We start from the raw sequence: 17,480 nt of genomic DNA, 5'->3' as shown, positions 1-17,480 counted from the left end.
AAACATGGCTGCAGGTGAAGAGTTAACTCTCTCTAGCCATATTCAGCACCACCTTACTAACGCCAAAATGTGTACTGTCGATGGCAGTGTTGCATTTAATAAAGCGTGTAGCGAGGCCGGGTTCTGGACATGGCATGTCGATACATTAGCGTGGTCTATCGGGCTGGGTTTGTTGTTCCTGTGGATTTTCCGCAGCGCAGCAAAAAAAGCAACAACCGGTGTACCCGGAAAGTTTCAGTGTTTTATCGAAATGGTAGTCGAGATGGTTGCCACCAACGTTAAAGACACTTATCACGGCAAAAGTAAGCTCATCGCACCACTGGCACTGACCATCTTTGTCTGGGTGTTCCTGATGAACCTGATGGACTTAATTCCGGTTGATTTCCTGCCGGCGTTTGCCGGTTGGGTTGGCGCGACCAGTTTTGGCATGGATTCACACGATGTGTACATGAAAATTGTACCCACGACTGACGTGAACCTGACTGCTGCTCTGGCCATCGGTGTATTTATTCTGATGATCGGGTATTCAATCCGGATTAAAGGCGTGCTGGGCTTTATTAAAGAGCTAACGCTGCATCCGTTCAGCAGTAAAAGCGTGCCACTGCAGATTATACTTATCCCGGCTAACCTGATCCTGGAAACCATAGCCTTAGTTGCTAAGCCGTTTTCACTGGCCCTGCGGTTATTCGGCAACCTGTATGCCGGCGAGATGATCTTTATTCTGATTGGTGCCATCGGTTTAGCGCAGTTACCACTGCACTTTATCTGGGCGGCATTCCATATTCTGGTCATCGTGTTACAAGCGTTCGTATTTATGATGCTGACCATCGTTTACTTAAGTATGGCCAGTTCAGACAATCACTAATTTTTTTAAACTTTAACTTTAACTATTGAAATATCGGAGAAAAAAATGGAACTAGTATTAGGTCTGAAATTAATCGCAGTTGCTCTGTTAATCGGTTTCGGTGCTATCGGTACTGCACTGGGTTTCGGTAACATGGGCGGTAAGTTCTTAGAAGCCTGTGCACGTCAACCAGAACTGGCCCCTTCACTGCAAGTTAAAATGTTCATCCTGGCAGGTCTGATCGACGCCGTTGCGATGATCGGTGTGGGTATCGCCATGTACATGTTGTTCGCACTGTAATTGAAGGTTTGTGTTAATCCGAACAACTGTTAACTAAGGAGGAGCGGTCGTGAATTTAAACGCCACTCTGATCGGCGAATTAATCGCATTTGCGGTGTTCGTGCTGTTCTGTATGAAATTTGTTTGGCCGCCGCTGATCAACGCGATCGAAGCGCGCCAGAAAAAAATTGCTGACGGTTTAGCGGCATCTGATCGTGCGGAAAAAGACCTGGCTTTAGCTCAGGATAAAGCCAAAGATCAGTTAAAAGAAGCTAAAGCGCAAGCAGCAGAAATTATTGAGCAAGCGAAAAAGCGCGAAGCCAAGATGATTGATGAAGCCGTGCACAAAGCTAATGCCGAACGTGAAAACATTCTGGCGATTGGCCGCGCAGAACTTGAAGCGGAACGTAACCGTTTACGCGAAGAACTGCGCAAGCAGGTTGCTGCTCTGGCAGTAGCCGGCGCAGAGAAAATTCTGCAACGGTCTATTGATGAAGCTGCTCACAGCGACATTCTGGAAAAACTGGTTCAAGAACTGTAATGAGGATGAGCTATGTCTGATTTGACTAATATTGCTCGTCCTTACGCCAAGGCAGCTTTCGATTTTGCTGTAGAGCAAAACGCGTTAGATGCCTGGTTGCAGATGTTGGCCTTTGCTGCAGAAGTAGCAAAGAATGACCAGGTTGGTGCTTATTTAAGTGCCAATGGCGCTGCTGATAAGCAGGCCGGTCTGTTTATTCAGGTATGTGGTGAGCAACTCAATGAGCACGGCCAGAACTTTATTAAAGTGATGGCAGAAAATCATCGCTTGTTGGCGTTGCCTGAAGTGTTAGCTGCCTTTGTTGCGTTAAAAGCGGAGTATGAAAAGGAAATCGACGTTACTGTGGTTTCTGCTACCAAGCTTTCTAAAGCACAACAGGACAAGTTAGCCACGGCATTATCGCAACGTTTGGCACGCAAAGTTAAATTGAACTGTAGCGAAGATCCTGCAGTGGTCGGCGGTATGCTGATCAAAGCAGGTGACATGGTTATTGATGGCTCGGTCCGCGGTAAGCTGGACCGTTTAGCAACTGCGCTGCAGTCTTAATTGGGGAACAGAGAATGCAACTGAATTCCACTGAAATATCAGAACTGATCAAAAGTCGTATTGCTCAGTTCGAAGTGGTCAGTGAAGCTCGTAACGAAGGTACTATTGTTCAGGTAACTGACGGTATTATCCGTATCAACGGCCTTGCAGATTGTATGCAGGGTGAAATGATTGAGCTTCCTGGCAACCGCTATGCTATCGCACTGAACTTAGAGCGTAACTCAGTTGGTGCCGTAGTGATGGGTCCGTATGCGGACTTAACTGAAGGTACTAAAGTAAAAAGTACCGGCCGTATTTTAGAAGTGCCGGTTGGCCCACAGCTATTAGGCCGTGTGGTTAACACCTTAGGTGCACCTATCGACGGTAAAGGCCCGATTGATGCTGCTGGTTTTGAGCCGGTAGAAAAAATTGCACCAGGCGTTATCGACCGTCAATCGGTTGATCAGCCAATGCAAACGGGTTACAAGTCTGTTGATGCGATGATCCCTATCGGTCGTGGGCAGCGTGAATTGTTAATCGGTGACCGTCAAACCGGTAAAACCGCATTAGCAATCGATGCGATCATTAACCAGAAAGGCACTGGTGTTAAATGTATTTACGTAGCAGTAGGCCAAAAAGCCTCTACTATCGCTAACGTAGTACGTAAGCTGGAAGAGCACGGCGCGCTGGCCCACACTATCGTGGTTGTTGCGTCTGCGTCAGAAGCGGCTGCACTGCAGTTCCTGGCACCTTACTCTGGTTGTACCATGGGCGAATACTTCCGCGACCGCGGTGAAGATGCGCTGATCGTATACGATGATTTGTCTAAGCAAGCTGTTGCTTACCGTCAGATCTCGTTACTGTTACGCCGTCCACCAGGCCGTGAAGCTTACCCGGGCGATGTTTTCTATTTACACTCACGTCTGCTGGAGCGTGCATCACGCGTTAATGCTGACTACGTTGAGCGTTACACCAAGGGTGAAATAACAGGTAAAACCGGTTCTTTAACCGCGCTGCCTATTATCGAAACTCAGGCAGGTGACGTTTCTGCGTTCGTACCAACTAACGTAATTTCGATTACTGACGGTCAGATCTTCTTAGAAACTGACTTGTTCAACGCCGGTATCCGTCCAGCGGTTAACGCCGGTATTTCGGTATCGCGGGTTGGTGGTGCAGCACAAACTAAGATCATCAAGAAATTAGGTGGTGGTATTCGTCTGGCATTAGCCCAGTACTCAGAGTTGGCAGCGTTCGCGCAGTTCGCTTCTGACTTAGACGAAGCGACCCGCGCTCAGTTAGAGCACGGCCAAAAGGTTACTGAACTGATGAAACAGTTACAGTACAGCCCGATGTCTGTTGCCGAAATGGGTGTATCTATTTTCGCTATCGAAAAAGGCTTTATGAAAGATGTAGACGTGGCCAAAATCCTGGATTTTGAAGCCGGTTTAATCGCTTTCATGAAAGCAGAGCACGCTGAGCTGATGGCTGATATCGATAAAACCGGTAATTACAACGACCAAATCGAGTCTACGTTCAAAGCTGCCATTGAGAAATTCAAGGCAACGCAGACCTGGTAATCAATGCGGGTGGTATGCCACCCCATTCGTTGAATGAATCGGAGAGACAGTCATGGCCGGTGGTAAAGAGATAAAAAGTAAGATCGGGAGTATTAACAATACTCGCAAGATCACCAGTGCTATGGAAAAGGTTGCGGTCAGCAAAATGCGCAAAGCGCAGGACCGCGTAGCTGCAACTCGCCCATACGCTGAAGGTATGCGCAAAGTGATTGGTAACGTTGCCAATGGCAGCCTGGAATACCGCCATCCGTATTTAGCGGAGCGTGAGGTAAAACGGGTTGGTTACATTGTCATTTCTACTGATCGTGGTCTTTGCGGTGGCCTGAATACCAACGAGTTTAAGAAAGTTGCCCTTGAGCTGAAAAGCTGGAAGGAAAAAGGTGTTGACGCTCAGTTTGCCGTTATCGGTAACAAAGCGACGGCCTTCTTCAAGCGTTTCGGTGGTAAGGTCGTCGCGCAACAGGCGGGTTCAGGTGACGTACCACGTTTGGCTGATGTGCTCGGTTCGGTAAAAGTAATGCTTAATGCATTTAACGAAGGCCGGATTGACCGCTTATTTCTGGTGTACAACAAGTTTGTCAACACCATGAAGCAGGAGCCAGTGATCGATCAACTCTTACCTTTGCCAAAAGCAGACATAGCACAAAAAGAGCATAACTGGGATTACCTGTACGAGCCGGATCCACAACCTATCATCGATATGTTGATGGACCGTTTCGTCGAATCGCAGGTTTATCAGGGCGTGGTAGAGAACTCTGCCAGCGAACACGCGGCGCGGATGGTAGCAATGAAAGCTGCAACTGACAACGCCGGTAACCTGATGGACGACCTGAAGCTGGTGTACAACAAAGCACGTCAGGCCGCGATTACCCAGGAGCTTAGCGAAATCGTCGCCGGTGCGGCAGCTGTAGGCTAAGGTAAACAGTTTTGAGAAATTTGAGGAAACATCATGAGTCAAGGTAAGGTCGTCCAAATCATTGGCGCCGTTGTGGATATCGATTTTCCACAAGATGCGGTACCTGGTATCTATGACGCGTTAAACGTGACCGACGGTGATCTGGCTGGTCTGGTGCTGGAAGTTCAGCAGCAGCTGGGTGGCGGTACTGTACGTACTATCGCACTAGGTACAACTGACGGTTTACGTCGCGGCGCAGCTGTAGCGAATACCGGTAAAGCAATTCAGGTTCCGGTGGGCAAAGCCACGCTGGGCCGTATTATGAACGTATTAGGTGAGCCAATCGACGAAGCGGGCCCAATCGGTGAAGAAGAGCGTTGGTCAATCCACCGCGCTGCGCCTTCATACGAAGATCAGGCTGCGTCTAACGCGCTGCTGGAAACGGGTATCAAGGTTATCGACCTGGTATGTCCGTTCGCCAAAGGTGGTAAAGTTGGTCTGTTCGGTGGTGCCGGTGTAGGTAAAACCGTAAACATGATGGAACTGATCCGTAACATCGCGATCGAGCACAGCGGTTACTCTGTATTCGCCGGTGTAGGTGAGCGTACCCGTGAAGGTAACGATTTCTATCACGAGATGAAAGACTCTAACGTACTGGATAAAGTATCGTTAGTGTACGGTCAGATGAACGAGCCACCAGGCAACCGTTTACGCGTAGCGTTAACCGGCTTAACTATGGCGGAAAAATTCCGTGATGAAGGCCGTGACGTACTGTTCTTCGTTGATAACATCTACCGTTACACCCTGGCCGGTACTGAAGTGTCAGCACTTCTGGGCCGTATGCCATCAGCAGTAGGTTATCAGCCAACGCTGGCAGAAGAGATGGGCGCGCTGCAAGAGCGTATTACCTCTACTAAGACCGGTTCTATTACGTCAATCCAGGCCGTATACGTTCCTGCGGATGACTTAACTGACCCGTCACCAGCCACCACGTTCTCGCACTTAGATGCGACCGTAGTACTGAGCCGTAACATCGCGTCACTGGGTATTTACCCGGCGATCGACCCGCTGGATTCTACTTCACGTCAGTTAGACCCGCTGGTTATCGGTAAAGAGCACTATGAAGTAGCACGTGGCGTGCAGTCTGTACTGCAGCGTTACAAAGAGCTGAAAGACATCATCGCGATTTTGGGTATGGACGAACTGTCTGATGAAGACCGTACTACCGTATACCGTGCGCGTAAGATTCAGCGCTTCCTGTCTCAGCCATTCTTCGTAGCTGAAGTATTTACTGGTTCACCAGGTAAATACGTGCCGCTGAAAGAAACTATCCGTGGCTTTAAAGGCATTCTGGACGGCGAGTTCGACCATATGCCAGAGCAGGCGTTCTACATGGTTGGTTCAATCGACGAAGCGATCGAAAAAGCGAAGAAACTGTAAGTTCAGGCTTTAGGAGAGCGAGATGGCGATGACAGTGCAACTGGATGTAGTAAGTGCCGAAGAGAAAATTTTCTCCGGCCTTGTCGAATCCGTGCAGGTCACAGGCAGTGAGGGCGAGCTGGGTATTTTACCTTTCCACGCCCCGTTACTGACCACCCTGAAACCTGGCATGGTCCGTATCGTGAAACAGTTTGGCGAAGAACACGTGATTTACGTAGCTGGTGGTGTACTTGAAGTACAACCGGATACCATCACTGTACTGGCCGACGTAGCGGTACGCGGCGAAGACTTAGACGAGCAAGCCGCTTTAGACGCACAAAAACGTGCTGAAGAAGCGATGCAGCACGCTGGTGCAGACTTCAACTATGCTGAAGCTGCCGCGCAACTGGCCGAAGCCATTGCTCAGCTGCGCATTATTCAGAAAATGCGTAAAAAATAAGTTCGGGTTCCGAAATGAAAAAGCCACCGCAAGGTGGCTTTTTTATTGGTTGATAGCAGCCCTGTATTCATTCCGTAACGGCAGTTTTTAACATATTCAGCAAAACTTCACCCTGGCCCTGTAATCTGCGGCGTTATCTATTAGAATAACCGCGTCTGTCGAATGAAAGCGCGATTACAGGGATTCTTTATATGGCATTAAATGTAGTGATTCTGGCGGCCGGTAAAGGCACAAGGATGAAATCCGATTTACCCAAGGTGTTGCACAAAGTGGCTGAACGGCCGATGGTGCAGCACGTGATTGATACCGCCCGTGCTTTAGGCGCAGAAAAACCGCAACTGGTGTACGGCTATGGTGCTGAAGCGTTAAAAACCGCCATGGGCGAACAGCCGTTGCACTGGGTGTTACAGGCTGAGCAACTGGGCACCGGCCATGCGGTAGCACAGGCTATTCCGAATATTGCCGACGACGATACGGTACTGGTGTTGTATGGCGATGTGCCGTTAACCCGCATTGAAACTCTACAGCAGTTATTGGCGGCAAAGCCGGCCAATGGCCTGGCCATTTTAACCGTCAATTTAGCCAACCCTACCGGCTACGGCCGTATCGTGCGTGAAAACGGCAAAGTGGTTGGTATTGTTGAGCAAAAGGATGCTAATGCTGAACAGCTGAAAATCAACGAAGTAAATAGCGGTATAATGGCGTTGCCGGGCAAGCAGCTGAAAAGCTGGCTTGGCCGCTTATCGAACAGTAACGCCCAGGGTGAGTACTATCTAACGGATGTTATCGCGATGGCGCACAGCGAAGGTGTAGAAATTGCTACCGCACAGCCGCAAAACCCGATGGAAGTCGAGGGGGCTAATAACCGTGTGCAGCTTGCTGCGCTGGAACGGGCTTATCAGCAGCGTAAAGCGGAAGAGTTAATGTTGGCCGGAGCCAACCTGCGCGATCCTGCGCGTATTGATGTGCGCGGTACGGTTGAGGTTGGCAACGACGTGATGATTGATATCAACGTTATTTTCGAAGGCAAAGTTGTACTGGGCAAAGGCGTAACTGTTGGCGCTAACTGCATCCTGAAAGACTGCGTGATTGGCGATAACACCGAAATAAAGCCTAATTCGATGATTGAAAAGGCCAGTGTTGGCGCAGACTGCTCGGTAGGCCCTTATGCCCGCCTGCGGCCGGATAGCGTGATGCTGGACGACAGCCATGTCGGTAACTTCGTCGAAATGAAAAAAACTACGCTGGGTAAAGGCTCAAAAGCCAACCACTTAACCTACTTAGGTGATGCAGTGATTGGTGCCAAGGTAAACGTTGGTGCTGGTACCATTACCTGTAACTACGATGGCGCGAATAAGTTTGTCACGACCATTAAAGACGGTGCTTTTATTGGTTCAAACAGTGCCTTAGTGGCGCCGGTAACTGTCGGCGTAAACGCCACCATTGGTGCAGGTTCAGTGCTAACCCGTGATGCGGCGGATGGTGAACTGGTGGTCGCGCGGGCGAAACAGCGCCATATAACAGACTGGCAACGGCCGGTGAAAATTAAAAAGTAATAACCGATTAAAAAAAGAAGCCCGCAAAATGCGGGCTTTTTTATAACTTCAGCTGCCAAGTACCGGTTGCAATTCCCGCTTTGGCTCGTCACAGCAACTCGCCCTTTGCCTACGGCAGGGCTCAGACACTCTGTGACGCCCAAATCGGGATTCCAACCTTCACTCTTTGCATCCAGCTTAATCTGCCTTATCAACCAACACGGCAATAGCACCGTCGCCGGTAACGTTGCAGGCGGTACCAAAGCTATCCTGCGCCATATACAGTGCAATCATCAGTGCGATAGCGGCATCGCCAAAGCCCAGCATAGAACCGAGCAAGCCCACTGCCGACATCACAGCGCCACCCGGTACACCCGGGGCGGCCAGCATCACCACGCCCAGCATAAAAATAAACGGTAGTACCGTTAGCAATGACGGCATGTCCAAGCCATTTTGCATGGTTACCACCGCCATGGCACAGGTAACAATAGTAATGGTCGAACCCGATAAATGAATTGTTGCGCATAGCGGTACAGTAAAGTTAGCCACATCAAATTTGATGCCGTTGTTTTTGGTGGCTTGCAACGATACCGGAATAGTAGCTGCACTCGACATGGTGCCAAGCGCAGTAAAATAGGCTGGCAGCATATTTTTTATCAGGGCAAAAGGTGATTTACCGGCCTTGATACCGGCAATAGTGTACAGCGTGATGATCCAGCACCAGTGCATAACGACTGCCAGCAGTAATACAATACCAAAGGTTTTCAGTGTGCTGAATACGGTACCGGCTGCGGCCATCTGGGCGAACTCGCCAGCGATATACAGTGGCAGCAACGGAATGATGACTTTTTCCAGCAGCAACTGAATCACATCGCGGCCCTGATCGGACAGCTGTTTTAGCTGGGGGGCGCCGGTGGCGGCTATGCCGAGGCCGAAAATAAATGCCAGCACCAAGGCTGTCATTACACTGATCGCCGGTGGTATATCCATTTCAATAAAGGCGGTTAAATGAGCGACATCTGTTGGTGCCGCAGCGCTATTGGCTGCTGTCAGCATCGGTACCACGACACTGGCCACCAGATACGCTAAGGTACCCGCCGTGACGGTAGATAAATAGGCAAAACCGACGGTTCGGCTTAACAGCTTGCCGGAATTACGCGGCAAGGCAGCAATACCGCTGGTAATAAAGAATAAAATCAGCAGAGGTACGGTAAAAAACAATAACTCGCCAAATAAGCCTTTAAAGGTGATTAACAGTCGCGTCAGTTCGTGCGGAGCATAAAGACCGCACAGCATGCCCAGTATGATACCGGCTATTAGTTTTAGTATTAGCGCCATAGTGTTTCTCGTTATAGTGTTGCTTGGATTATCGTAGCCTGGATGGTCGCCGCTGAGCATATCATAAGTTTGTCAGCCATACTGTGCTTTGCTGGTCGGTTGTGTTTCACGTGGAGCATTAGCAATTCAGCGGCAACTCAGCTAAGGCATGCTATTATCGCCGCGCTAACCTAAGCTGCCATGGTTAACACTTGATGCTTAACCGACAAAATAGCGAAAGAACAAAAGGCACATACGATGAAAAAAGTTTTAGTTATGTTGGGCTTCATGCTGCTGAGCGCCTGCAGCCAGTTGCAGCAAATGTCGTCTTACAATGTTACAGAAGCCGATCTGGAGCAGTTACTACAGCAAAAAGTACCTGAACTAACGCGGCAAGCAACAGTGGCCGGCATACCGCTAAAACTGAATGTAGACAGCATGAAAGTGCAAATTGGCCCGGATAACTCTGACGTAGTAAGGGTAAACACCGCTGCCAGCGCGGCGCTGTCATTGTTTGGATTAAGTTACCCGGCCACTATGCAGCTACAGGTCGAAGGGGTGCCGTATTACGATGGTGCCGAAAAAGCCATTTACCTGCGCTCGGTAAAACTGCTGGACTCCAGTATCGAAGCGTCGGGTTACCGCGGTAGCTTAAAACCGGTAACCAACGAGCTATTGCAACTGGTCAACGGCTATCTGGTCAATAACCCGGTATACCGGTTAGATACTGCAAACCCAACCGTTAAGCTGTTAACCTCAGTGCCGGTGAATATGGCCGTCCAACAAGGCCGTATCAGCTTTATGCCGGGTAAAAACTAGTATAAATCGCGCCGGTAGCGATCTTGCTGTGCCAGTTGCGCCAGCACGTCGCTACCAATGACATCCAGCAGTGTTTGATGCACTGCCTTTCCCATACCCTGCAGGCTGCCACAAACATAAATAGCAGCGCCCTGCGCCAGCCAGTCCAGCAACCGTGCTTGCTGCGCGGCTAATGCATGCTGCACATAGAACTTTTCAGCTTGCTGGCGCGAGAATGCCAAATCACAGTGGCGTATAAAGCCCTGCTGCTGCCATGCCTGAATATCACGGGCAAAGAAAAAGTCGCTGTCCTGGCGGCGTTCGCCAAACAACAACCAGTTATCGCGCTGCCCGCGTTTTACCCGCTCGGCCAGTAGCGCCCGAATACCGGCAATGCCGGTACCATTAGCAATAAAAATTATGGGCCGAGCGTCATCCGGTAAATGAAATTGTGTATGCTGGCGCAGCCGCAGCTGCACCGGCTGTTGCTCCATCGCCCAGGCGGTTAACCAGCCGGAACCAATGCCCAGGGCGCCATTTTCGTGCTGCACCTGGCGGACTAGCAATTGCAGCTGGCCTTCGCTGGGGATCGACGCTATTGAATAACTGCGCAGCGGCAGCCGCGGTTGCTGTTTTAACCAGTCAGCCAATGGGCGATTAGCTGCAGGCGGTTGTACTTTATCCAGCTCCAGTTCTGCCAGTGCCCAGCACAAAGGTACATGCCGGCCCTGATAATGTACCGCCTGACAGCCATTAATTGCATGCCGGGTAAGCCACAGCGCGACTGCACATTTACTGTTTTCTGGCTGAATATCTACTAAATCGCCAGCTTGCCAGTGGCTACCGGCGGGCATTTGCAGTTTCACCACATAGCAAGGCAAGCCGCTGCTGGCGGGGTTAGCGATATAGCGGCTATGTAAACCGGCCAGCAGCCAGTTATCGTTAACCGGTTGTTCCGCAGCGGTTTCAGCATCAGCGCCTAACATTGCCAGTAACTGCTGCCATTGTGTCAGCGCCGGGCTTTTGTTATCTGCGCTGTCCAGCTCCAGCAGCGGCCTTATCGCTTTGGCATCGCGGCTATGCAACCAGCCATGCAACCAGTGGCCAAAGGCACAAAACTGCTGATAGCTGCGATCACCAAGCGCCAGCACCGCAAACTGTAACTGATTAAACGACTGCTGCCATTGCTGCGCCAGCTGATAGAACTGGCTGGCGTTATCCGGCGGCTCACCTTCGCCATAAGTGCTCACCACAAACAGCGCTTTGCTGCTTTGATGTAATTGCTGTTGCGTTAACTGGTTCAGTTCCGCCAGCTGCACACTAAAACCGGCACTTTTCAGCTGGCTAGCGCTGCGTTTTGCCAGCTGCAGCGCCATGCCAGACTGACTGGCATAGCCAATCAGCCAGTGATCTGTTGGCTTATGGGTGGCTGTGTTAGTGATTGTTGTCTGTTTGGCCCAGTAAATTCTTAGTAGTAGGCCCATTACCGCCAGTTGGCTGTTTAGCCAAACCCATTGCGAAGCCTTCGCCGAAAATGGTGATTGTGGCAGATAGAATAGCCACAGTAAGGTCAGTAGCAGCGTCAGCAGCATGTATTGTTCCAGCCGGGCAAAACCACGGACAGGCGTTACTGCCGCTGTGCGGGGTTTCAGCCAAACCGAAGCCGCCACCAGCGCAAGGTATAACAGGTATAAACCAATAGTTTGGTATAGCTGTTGGTAAGCAGAAAAATAGGCATAGTGCAGAGGTAACAGCAGCAGCGCCAGCAGGTGATATTTTTCCAGCAAAGATTGCCAGCGTCGTAACATAAGGCACCAGAGAAAAAGCAGGGGTGGCAAAACCCACCCCTTAACGTGCAAGACAAGTAAAACAACGACCAGAGAAGCCCATCCGGGGCCCGGTACAGCAGCCAATCCATCGACTAAGCAGACTATAATACGACTAAATATTAAATGCAAACAATTCTCATTAAAATTAATGTGCCAGTTTAGCACTTGCGTCTACCGCAGAAATGATTACAATATCTTTCGTTTTGAAACTTAATCGAAAGATATGAACAAGCGAAATACTCAACAGCGGCGACATTTAATTGTCAGCCAACTGCAGCAGCAGGGCGAACTGTCGGTAGAGCAACTGGCCGAGCAGTTTAATACCTCTGAAGTGACGATTCGTAAAGACCTGACAGTGCTGGAACAAGCCGGTTTGCTGCTGCGCCGTTACGGCGGTGCCGTGCCGGTACCGCAGGATTTTGTCAGCGACAGTAGTTTAGAGAAGGTTTCAAACCGAAAGTTAGCCATCGCCAAAGCCGCCGCCGGCCTGATTAAAGATCATTACCGCATTATTATCGACAGTGGCCGCACCACTGCTGCCCTGTTACCAGAGCTGGCAACAAAACGTGGCCTGGTGGTGATGACTAACTCGCTGGCGATTGCCAATACCCTGCGTGAGCTGGAAAACGAACCTACGTTGCTGATGACAGGTGGCACCTGGGACCCGCAATCAGAAGCCTTTCAGGGCCAGCTGGCCGAGCAAATGCTGCGCAATTACGACTTTGACCAGCTGTTTATCGGCGCGGACGGCATCGACCTCGGCCGCGGCACCACCACCTATAATGAATTGTACAGTTTAAGCCGGGTGATGGCCGAAGTAGCACGCGAAGTTATCGTGATGCTGGAATCAGACAAGCTGGGGCGCAAAATTCATAACCTGGAATTACCCTGGTCAATGGTGAAAGTACTTATTACCGATGAAGGTTTAGCTGCAGCGGATGCGGCACAGATTGAACAACAGGGCGTTAAGGTGATCCGGGTTCAGGCCTGAGTCAGCTGTACGTCGTAACGTTAACGTATCAGAAATTTATGGAGAGCTCGCATGTGTGGAATAGTTGGCGCCGTAGCGCAACGTGATGTGGTAGACATTCTGGTTGAAGGCCTGCGCCGGCTGGAATACCGTGGTTATGACTCTGCCGGTGTGGCAGTGGTTACTGAAAGCGGCGAACTCACCCGCCTGCGCCGCCTGGGTAAAGTAAAAGAACTGTCAGATGCCGTAGCAGAAAAGCCAGTCGCCGGCGGCACCGGTATTGCCCATACCCGCTGGGCGACCCATGGCGAGCCAAGCGAGCGCAATGCCCACCCGCATGTGTCGAGCAACATTACCGTGGTGCATAACGGTATTATTGAAAACCACGCTGTACTTCGTGAAGCACTAAAAGCCAAAGGCTATGTGTTTACCTCGGATACTGATACTGAAGTTATCGCCCATTTAGTCGAAGAAGAGCTGAAAAGCGCTGGTTCATTGCTGGCCGCAGTACAAAAATCTGTTAAGCAGCTGCACGGCGCTTACGGCACGGTATTATTGGATAAAACCGACAGCAGCCGTGTAGTCGTGGCCCGCTCAGGCAGCCCACTGGTGATTGGTTTAGGTATCGGTGAAAACTTTATCGCCTCGGATCAGCTGGCGCTGTTGCCGGTAACCCGCCGTTTTATCTTCTTAGAAGAAGGCGATGTAGCCGAAATTACCCGTCACAGCATCAACATTTTCGATAAAGACGGCAAGCCGGTAGAGCGTGAAGTGCATGAGTCAAACGTCAGCTACGACGCTGGCGACAAAGGCCAGTACCGCCACTTTATGCTAAAAGAAATTTACGAGCAGCCGCATGCGATAAACAACACGCTGGAAGGCCGCTTAAGTGCCGATTCTGTACTGGACGAAACCTTCGGTAACGGCGCAGCTGAGCTGTTTAAACAAGTAAAACACGTGCAAATCGTCGCCTGTGGTACCAGTTACCATTCAGGTATGGTGGCTCGCTACTGGTTAGAGTCGTTAGGCGGCATTTCCTGTAACGTTGAAATCGCCTCAGAGTTCCGTTACCGCAAATCGTTCGTGCAGCCAAACAGCCTGCTGGTAAGCATTTCGCAATCAGGCGAAACCGCCGACACGCTAGCTGCGCTGCGTTTAGCAAAAGAAGCCGGTTACTTAGGCAGCTTAACGATCTGTAACGTGGCCGGTTCGTCACTGGTGCGCGAATCAGACTTAGCCTTTATGACCCGCGCCGGTGCCGAAATCGGTGTCGCTTCAACCAAAGCTTTTACTACGCAGTTAGTTGGTTTAGCGATGCTGACCATGGCCATTGGTAAGTACAATGGCTTAACCGCGGCGCAGCAGCGCGAACTGACCGACGCCTTAAAGAGCCTGCCAGCAAAACTGGAGCAAACTTTAAGCCTGGCGCCACAAATTGAAGCCCTGGCAGAAGAGTTTGCCGACAAGCATCACTCGCTGTTCTTAGGCCGTGGCGATCAGTACCCAATCGCTATGGAAGGCGCGTTAAAGTTAAAAGAGATTTCTTACATTCACGCCGAAGCCTATGCCGCGGGTGAGTTAAAGCACGGCCCGTTGGCGCTGATTGACGCGCAAATGCCAATTATCGTGGTAGCGCCAAACAACGACTTGTTGGAAAAGCTGAAATCTAACGTTGAAGAAGTGCGCGCCCGCGGCGGTATTCTGTACGTCTTCGCCGACGCTGATGCCATGTTCCAGTCTGACGGCACCATGCGCGTAATCAACGTGCCACATGTCGCCGACATCCTGGCGCCAATCGTCTACACCCTGCCACTGCAGCTGTTGAGCTACTACGTTGCCATTATCAAAGGCACCGACGTAGACCAGCCACGTAATCTGGCGAAGAGTGTAACGGTAGAATAATTTATGGTTAAAAATAATAAGGCCATCAACAGTTTACTGTGATGGCCTTTTTTATTTCCATCTTGCCAGCGGTTAATTAACTGACTAAGTTAAAAGCTGTTTTCAACTCAGTGTGTATGAATAACTCTTTCGGAGGGTTTAGGTGCTTGATGTAATTGAGATCCAGCAAAAAGCCAGTCAGGGCCGAACTGAACCTTATCTGTGCCGTCTATCTGACAACAAGCGTTACTACGTAAAAGGACCTCAGGCAGGTGCCAGGGGTTTAATTAACGAAGCTGTGTGTGCTTATCTTGGTAGCGCTTTGCAACTGAAAGTACCTGCTCACTGTTGCGCTTATTTACCGCAAGAGTTATTACGTTTCGACGATGCTGCCAGCCGAGTTTTGGGTACCGGCGATAGCATAGTATTTGCATCAGAGCTGATACCTGACTTGTTAGAAGTAACACCAATCAGTGCGGTCTCTATGCCTGAGCAATGCGCCCGTGATCTGTTTCTGTTTGATTACTGGATTAGGAATGAAGACCGCACCATGACGGAAAACGGCGGCAACCCAAACTTATTTTATCGGGCAACGTCAAAGCAATATGTAGTGTTAGACCATAATTTAGCTTTTGACAGCGGCTATAATTTCAAAGCTAATGCCAAGCTACACTTAGCCTACAATGCGTGGTTTGGTTCACAACATGATGCCCTTTGGCGCACGCATTACAGTGCAAAACTAGCCATTGCGTTGCAAGGGCTGGCCCAGTATGCTGCCACTTTACCAGCTGCATGGCTTGAACAGGTGCCGGGTTATCTGGCAGAAATAAACGACACACTATCTTTATTTAACAGCGACGAATTCTGGGAGGTACTGGTATGAAAACACTTTATCAGTATGCAATAGTACGGTTTTTACCTCATGTCGAGACGGGTGAATTTGCTAACGTCGGCATAGTGCTGTGCGCTCCGGAATTAGGCCTGTTTGATTTTCGTTTGGCGCCAAACCGTTTTGCCCGCGTAACCGACTTCTTTGAAGACCTTGAAGGCAAGCTATACAAAGCTACACTGCAAACAGTAGAACAAGAGTTGCTAAGGCTGCAAACTTATGTCACCCGGCTCACGCCAAAAGAGTTAGCACAGCAGATGCAGGAAGTAGTGCGGCCAAGAGAAACCCTGGTACGCTACTCTGAGCTGCGTTCTTTATATTTGGAGCAAAAGCCCGCAGCCGTACTTGAACAGTTGTTTGAGCGCTTGGTACACCGTACTTTCCTGACCGAAGAATATCAGGAAAGCCTGATGGTTAAGGTAATTCGGCAGCAGTTAAAAGATGAAAAGCTAACGCATTTTAAGCAGGATAAAATTCACGACAACTTTATTGAAGTGACTTTGCCGTTGGTGGCAAAAGCCAACGATGTTTTTGTGATTAGGCCATTAGCCTTCCGCCACCAAACTGCTATTCGGGTGTTTGACCATGCCGAACAATGGCTTGGCCGCTTTCGCCGCCTGGTAAATCACAACGTTTTGCAAAAAGAGCATATTTTGCTGCCATTACAAGGGCCAGCAGGTAACGACAGCAAATTGCTCGGCGCGTTTAAAGAAGTAGAGCGCGAACTGGCAGCCTTTGGCGTGCAAACTCTCGATCACAAAGACAAAGCCGGTATCAGCCGCTTTGCCAAACAGGCTTTAATACCAGACAGTTTTAAACTGCAGTAATCCTACCCAATCCAAGGCCCCTGAAATTCGGGGCCTTGCTACATCTTGCTTACCCTTGTACCAAAAAATGCTTTGCTTTTTCCGCTGCCTGGCTTAGTTTAAAGCCATCATATTAAAAGGACTTAGTGCCAACCAGCAGTAAAAGGAAAGTTATGACCCGTCGTACTTCGTTTTCTTGCAGTTGGAATACTTAAAGGCTTGTCTTTAGGGGTATTATCAATTGACCAGTGACATTACCAAAAGGCAACACTTTCACATGCGGGCAATATTGAATAACTTTGCAAATTCAGAAGGCTGTGTGGAAGTTCATAAAAAAATCGACGGTACGAGGTCTCTTGAAAAAGTTGCCAGCAGGTCTGGACGCCGAAAGTATTCTTTATTCGAAGCTCAGCAAAGTTGGTCACAGGAGTTGGAACGAGGTTTTAGCCATCCGATTGAAAAGAGATTTTTAGATGAGGTCGACATAGTTAAGCAGGGTGGCGACTTATCGAATCATCAAGCGGTTTCTGATTACTACTTACTCTGGAAAATAAGGCATTGGTATAAACATCAAGCTGCACCAAGTATATCTCCTTTTGGCGAGCTACCTACGGGCAACATGTCAGCGGAGTTAAACGAGGCAGTAAATCGCGTAGAAAAGTGTGCAATTGGTGCTAATGGAGTCATTTCAGGGGTTTATTCAACCACTCTTCATATGAAGAGTGATTTTGAAAAGGAGAAAGGTAAATTACAGAGATACTGCTGGCAGGTCCTCGAATCAAAAAGCTCTGACTTTGTTTCTGCAGACTGTTACCAATCTACATTAGCTATACCAATTTCACCCAAATTTTATTATTTGGTGTTATAAAGGAAAGCAAACGAGATTTTGCTACTGAATACTTCGTAAAAGATTTC

The 17,480-nt window shown here is 49.5% G+C and carries 17 protein-coding genes; 15 read left to right on the top strand and 2 right to left on the bottom strand.

Annotated features, from left to right (window positions below):
* Nucleotides 1-4 precede the first annotated feature (4 nt).
* The 9 genes from atpB (at nucleotide 5) to glmU (ending at nucleotide 8,096) form a co-directional block, all read left to right on the top strand.
* Nucleotides 5-865, top strand: coding sequence for a F0F1 ATP synthase subunit A (gene atpB, locus AC5SV9_RS10355; RefSeq protein ID WP_475152221.1), 861 nt, complete (start codon nucleotides 5-7; stop codon nucleotides 863-865).
* Nucleotides 866-910: 45 nt separating this feature from the next.
* Nucleotides 911-1,144 carry a F0F1 ATP synthase subunit C gene (atpE, locus tag AC5SV9_RS10350; protein WP_134053432.1) on the top strand — a complete coding sequence of 78 codons (234 nt, stop codon included), beginning with the start codon at nucleotides 911-913 and terminating at the stop codon, nucleotides 1,142-1,144.
* 49 nt (nucleotides 1,145-1,193) lie between these two features.
* Nucleotides 1,194-1,664: a F0F1 ATP synthase subunit B gene (gene atpF / locus AC5SV9_RS10345; RefSeq protein WP_134053430.1), complete on the top strand. Its 471-nt coding sequence runs from the start codon at nucleotides 1,194-1,196 to the stop codon at nucleotides 1,662-1,664.
* 12 nt (nucleotides 1,665-1,676) lie between these two features.
* Nucleotides 1,677-2,210, top strand: coding sequence for a F0F1 ATP synthase subunit delta (gene atpH / locus AC5SV9_RS10340; RefSeq protein ID WP_134053428.1), 534 nt, complete (start codon nucleotides 1,677-1,679; stop codon nucleotides 2,208-2,210).
* A gap of 14 nt (nucleotides 2,211-2,224) precedes the next feature.
* Nucleotides 2,225-3,766, top strand: a complete 1,542-nt coding sequence (atpA, locus tag AC5SV9_RS10335; RefSeq protein WP_475152217.1) for a F0F1 ATP synthase subunit alpha — start codon at nucleotides 2,225-2,227, stop codon at nucleotides 3,764-3,766.
* 52 nt (nucleotides 3,767-3,818) lie between these two features.
* Nucleotides 3,819-4,682, top strand: a complete 864-nt coding sequence (gene atpG / locus AC5SV9_RS10330; protein WP_475152216.1) for a F0F1 ATP synthase subunit gamma — start codon at nucleotides 3,819-3,821, stop codon at nucleotides 4,680-4,682.
* Between the two features lie 33 nt (nucleotides 4,683-4,715).
* Nucleotides 4,716-6,101, top strand: coding sequence for a F0F1 ATP synthase subunit beta (gene atpD / locus AC5SV9_RS10325; RefSeq protein ID WP_166838269.1), 1,386 nt, complete (start codon nucleotides 4,716-4,718; stop codon nucleotides 6,099-6,101).
* A gap of 22 nt (nucleotides 6,102-6,123) precedes the next feature.
* Nucleotides 6,124-6,540, top strand: a complete 417-nt coding sequence (locus tag AC5SV9_RS10320; protein WP_027670541.1) for a F0F1 ATP synthase subunit epsilon — start codon at nucleotides 6,124-6,126, stop codon at nucleotides 6,538-6,540.
* 191 nt (nucleotides 6,541-6,731) lie between these two features.
* Entirely contained in the window at nucleotides 6,732-8,096 is a 1,365-nt protein-coding gene (gene glmU, locus AC5SV9_RS10315; protein WP_475152212.1) for a bifunctional UDP-N-acetylglucosamine diphosphorylase/glucosamine-1-phosphate N-acetyltransferase GlmU, read from the top strand.
* A 177-nt stretch (nucleotides 8,097-8,273) separates the two neighbouring features.
* Here glmU and AC5SV9_RS10310 read toward each other — a convergent pair whose 3' ends face one another.
* Nucleotides 8,274-9,413: a dicarboxylate/amino acid:cation symporter gene (locus tag AC5SV9_RS10310; RefSeq protein ID WP_475152210.1), complete on the bottom strand. Its 1,140-nt coding sequence runs from the start codon at nucleotides 9,411-9,413 to the stop codon at nucleotides 8,274-8,276.
* 237 nt (nucleotides 9,414-9,650) lie between these two features.
* Between AC5SV9_RS10310 and AC5SV9_RS10305 the strand changes: the two genes are divergently transcribed.
* Complete coding sequence (locus tag AC5SV9_RS10305; protein WP_475152208.1) at nucleotides 9,651-10,211, top strand: YceB family lipoprotein; 561 nt, start codon at nucleotides 9,651-9,653, stop codon at nucleotides 10,209-10,211.
* Here AC5SV9_RS10305 and AC5SV9_RS10300 read toward each other — a convergent pair.
* On the bottom strand, nucleotides 10,208-11,998 hold the full coding sequence (locus tag AC5SV9_RS10300) for a flavodoxin domain-containing protein (RefSeq protein ID WP_475152205.1): 1,791 nt from the start codon (nucleotides 11,996-11,998) through the stop codon (nucleotides 10,208-10,210). The genes AC5SV9_RS10305 and AC5SV9_RS10300 overlap by 4 nt on opposite strands.
* A gap of 244 nt (nucleotides 11,999-12,242) precedes the next feature.
* On the opposite strand from AC5SV9_RS10300, the gene AC5SV9_RS10295 reads away from it, so the two are divergent.
* The 5 genes from AC5SV9_RS10295 to AC5SV9_RS10275 all read left to right on the top strand — a co-directional run bounded on the left by AC5SV9_RS10295 (nucleotide 12,243) and on the right by AC5SV9_RS10275 (nucleotide 17,433).
* A complete protein-coding gene (locus AC5SV9_RS10295) occupies nucleotides 12,243-13,010 on the top strand; it encodes a DeoR/GlpR family DNA-binding transcription regulator (RefSeq protein ID WP_475152203.1) in 768 nt (255 codons plus the stop codon).
* Nucleotides 13,011-13,061: 51 nt separating this feature from the next.
* The gene (gene glmS / locus AC5SV9_RS10290; RefSeq protein WP_475152202.1) at nucleotides 13,062-14,891 is read left to right on the top strand and encodes a glutamine--fructose-6-phosphate transaminase (isomerizing); all 1,830 of its coding nucleotides are present in this window, start codon (nucleotides 13,062-13,064) and stop codon (nucleotides 14,889-14,891) included.
* Nucleotides 14,892-15,033: 142 nt separating this feature from the next.
* Nucleotides 15,034-15,753, top strand: coding sequence for a HipA family kinase (locus AC5SV9_RS10285; RefSeq protein WP_475152200.1), 720 nt, complete (start codon nucleotides 15,034-15,036; stop codon nucleotides 15,751-15,753).
* On the top strand, nucleotides 15,750-16,586 hold the full coding sequence (locus tag AC5SV9_RS10280) for a DUF3037 domain-containing protein (protein ID WP_475152199.1): 837 nt from the start codon (nucleotides 15,750-15,752) through the stop codon (nucleotides 16,584-16,586). Before AC5SV9_RS10285 ends, AC5SV9_RS10280 begins: the two co-directional genes overlap by 4 nt.
* Before the next feature lie 256 nt (nucleotides 16,587-16,842).
* Nucleotides 16,843-17,433 (top strand): hypothetical protein, encoded by a 591-nt coding sequence (locus AC5SV9_RS10275; protein WP_475152197.1) that lies wholly within the window; start codon nucleotides 16,843-16,845, stop codon nucleotides 17,431-17,433.
* The last annotated feature ends 47 nt before the right edge of the window (nucleotides 17,434-17,480 follow it).

It is taken from the genome of Rheinheimera sp. ATLC3, assembly GCF_059429535.1.
The sequence above is the reverse complement of the archived record's forward strand: the minus strand, read 5'-3'. Positions and strand labels throughout refer to the sequence as shown.

Excerpts from the sequence above, each read along its gene's own strand:
- AC5SV9_RS10310 (WP_475152210.1), bottom strand. The coding sequence starts at position 9,413 with ATGGCGCTAATACTAAAACTAATAGCCGGTATCATACTGGGCATGCTG.
- atpH (WP_134053428.1), top strand. The coding sequence starts at position 1,677 with ATGTCTGATTTGACTAATATTGCTCGTCCTTACGCCAAGGCAGCTTTC.
- glmS (WP_475152202.1), top strand. The coding sequence starts at position 13,062 with ATGTGTGGAATAGTTGGCGCCGTAGCGCAACGTGATGTGGTAGACATT.
- AC5SV9_RS10280 (WP_475152199.1), top strand. The coding sequence starts at position 15,750 with ATGAAAACACTTTATCAGTATGCAATAGTACGGTTTTTACCTCATGTC.
- atpG (WP_475152216.1), top strand. The coding sequence starts at position 3,819 with ATGGCCGGTGGTAAAGAGATAAAAAGTAAGATCGGGAGTATTAACAAT.
- AC5SV9_RS10305 (WP_475152208.1), top strand. The coding sequence starts at position 9,651 with ATGAAAAAAGTTTTAGTTATGTTGGGCTTCATGCTGCTGAGCGCCTGC.
- glmU (WP_475152212.1), top strand. The coding sequence starts at position 6,732 with ATGGCATTAAATGTAGTGATTCTGGCGGCCGGTAAAGGCACAAGGATG.
- atpA (WP_475152217.1), top strand. The coding sequence starts at position 2,225 with ATGCAACTGAATTCCACTGAAATATCAGAACTGATCAAAAGTCGTATT.
- AC5SV9_RS10320 (WP_027670541.1), top strand. The coding sequence starts at position 6,124 with ATGGCGATGACAGTGCAACTGGATGTAGTAAGTGCCGAAGAGAAAATT.
- AC5SV9_RS10275 (WP_475152197.1), top strand. The coding sequence starts at position 16,843 with ATGCGGGCAATATTGAATAACTTTGCAAATTCAGAAGGCTGTGTGGAA.
- atpB (WP_475152221.1), top strand. The coding sequence starts at position 5 with ATGGCTGCAGGTGAAGAGTTAACTCTCTCTAGCCATATTCAGCACCAC.
- atpE (WP_134053432.1), top strand. The coding sequence starts at position 911 with ATGGAACTAGTATTAGGTCTGAAATTAATCGCAGTTGCTCTGTTAATC.
- AC5SV9_RS10300 (WP_475152205.1), bottom strand. The coding sequence starts at position 11,998 with ATGTTACGACGCTGGCAATCTTTGCTGGAAAAATATCACCTGCTGGCG.
- AC5SV9_RS10295 (WP_475152203.1), top strand. The coding sequence starts at position 12,243 with ATGAACAAGCGAAATACTCAACAGCGGCGACATTTAATTGTCAGCCAA.
- atpD (WP_166838269.1), top strand. The coding sequence starts at position 4,716 with ATGAGTCAAGGTAAGGTCGTCCAAATCATTGGCGCCGTTGTGGATATC.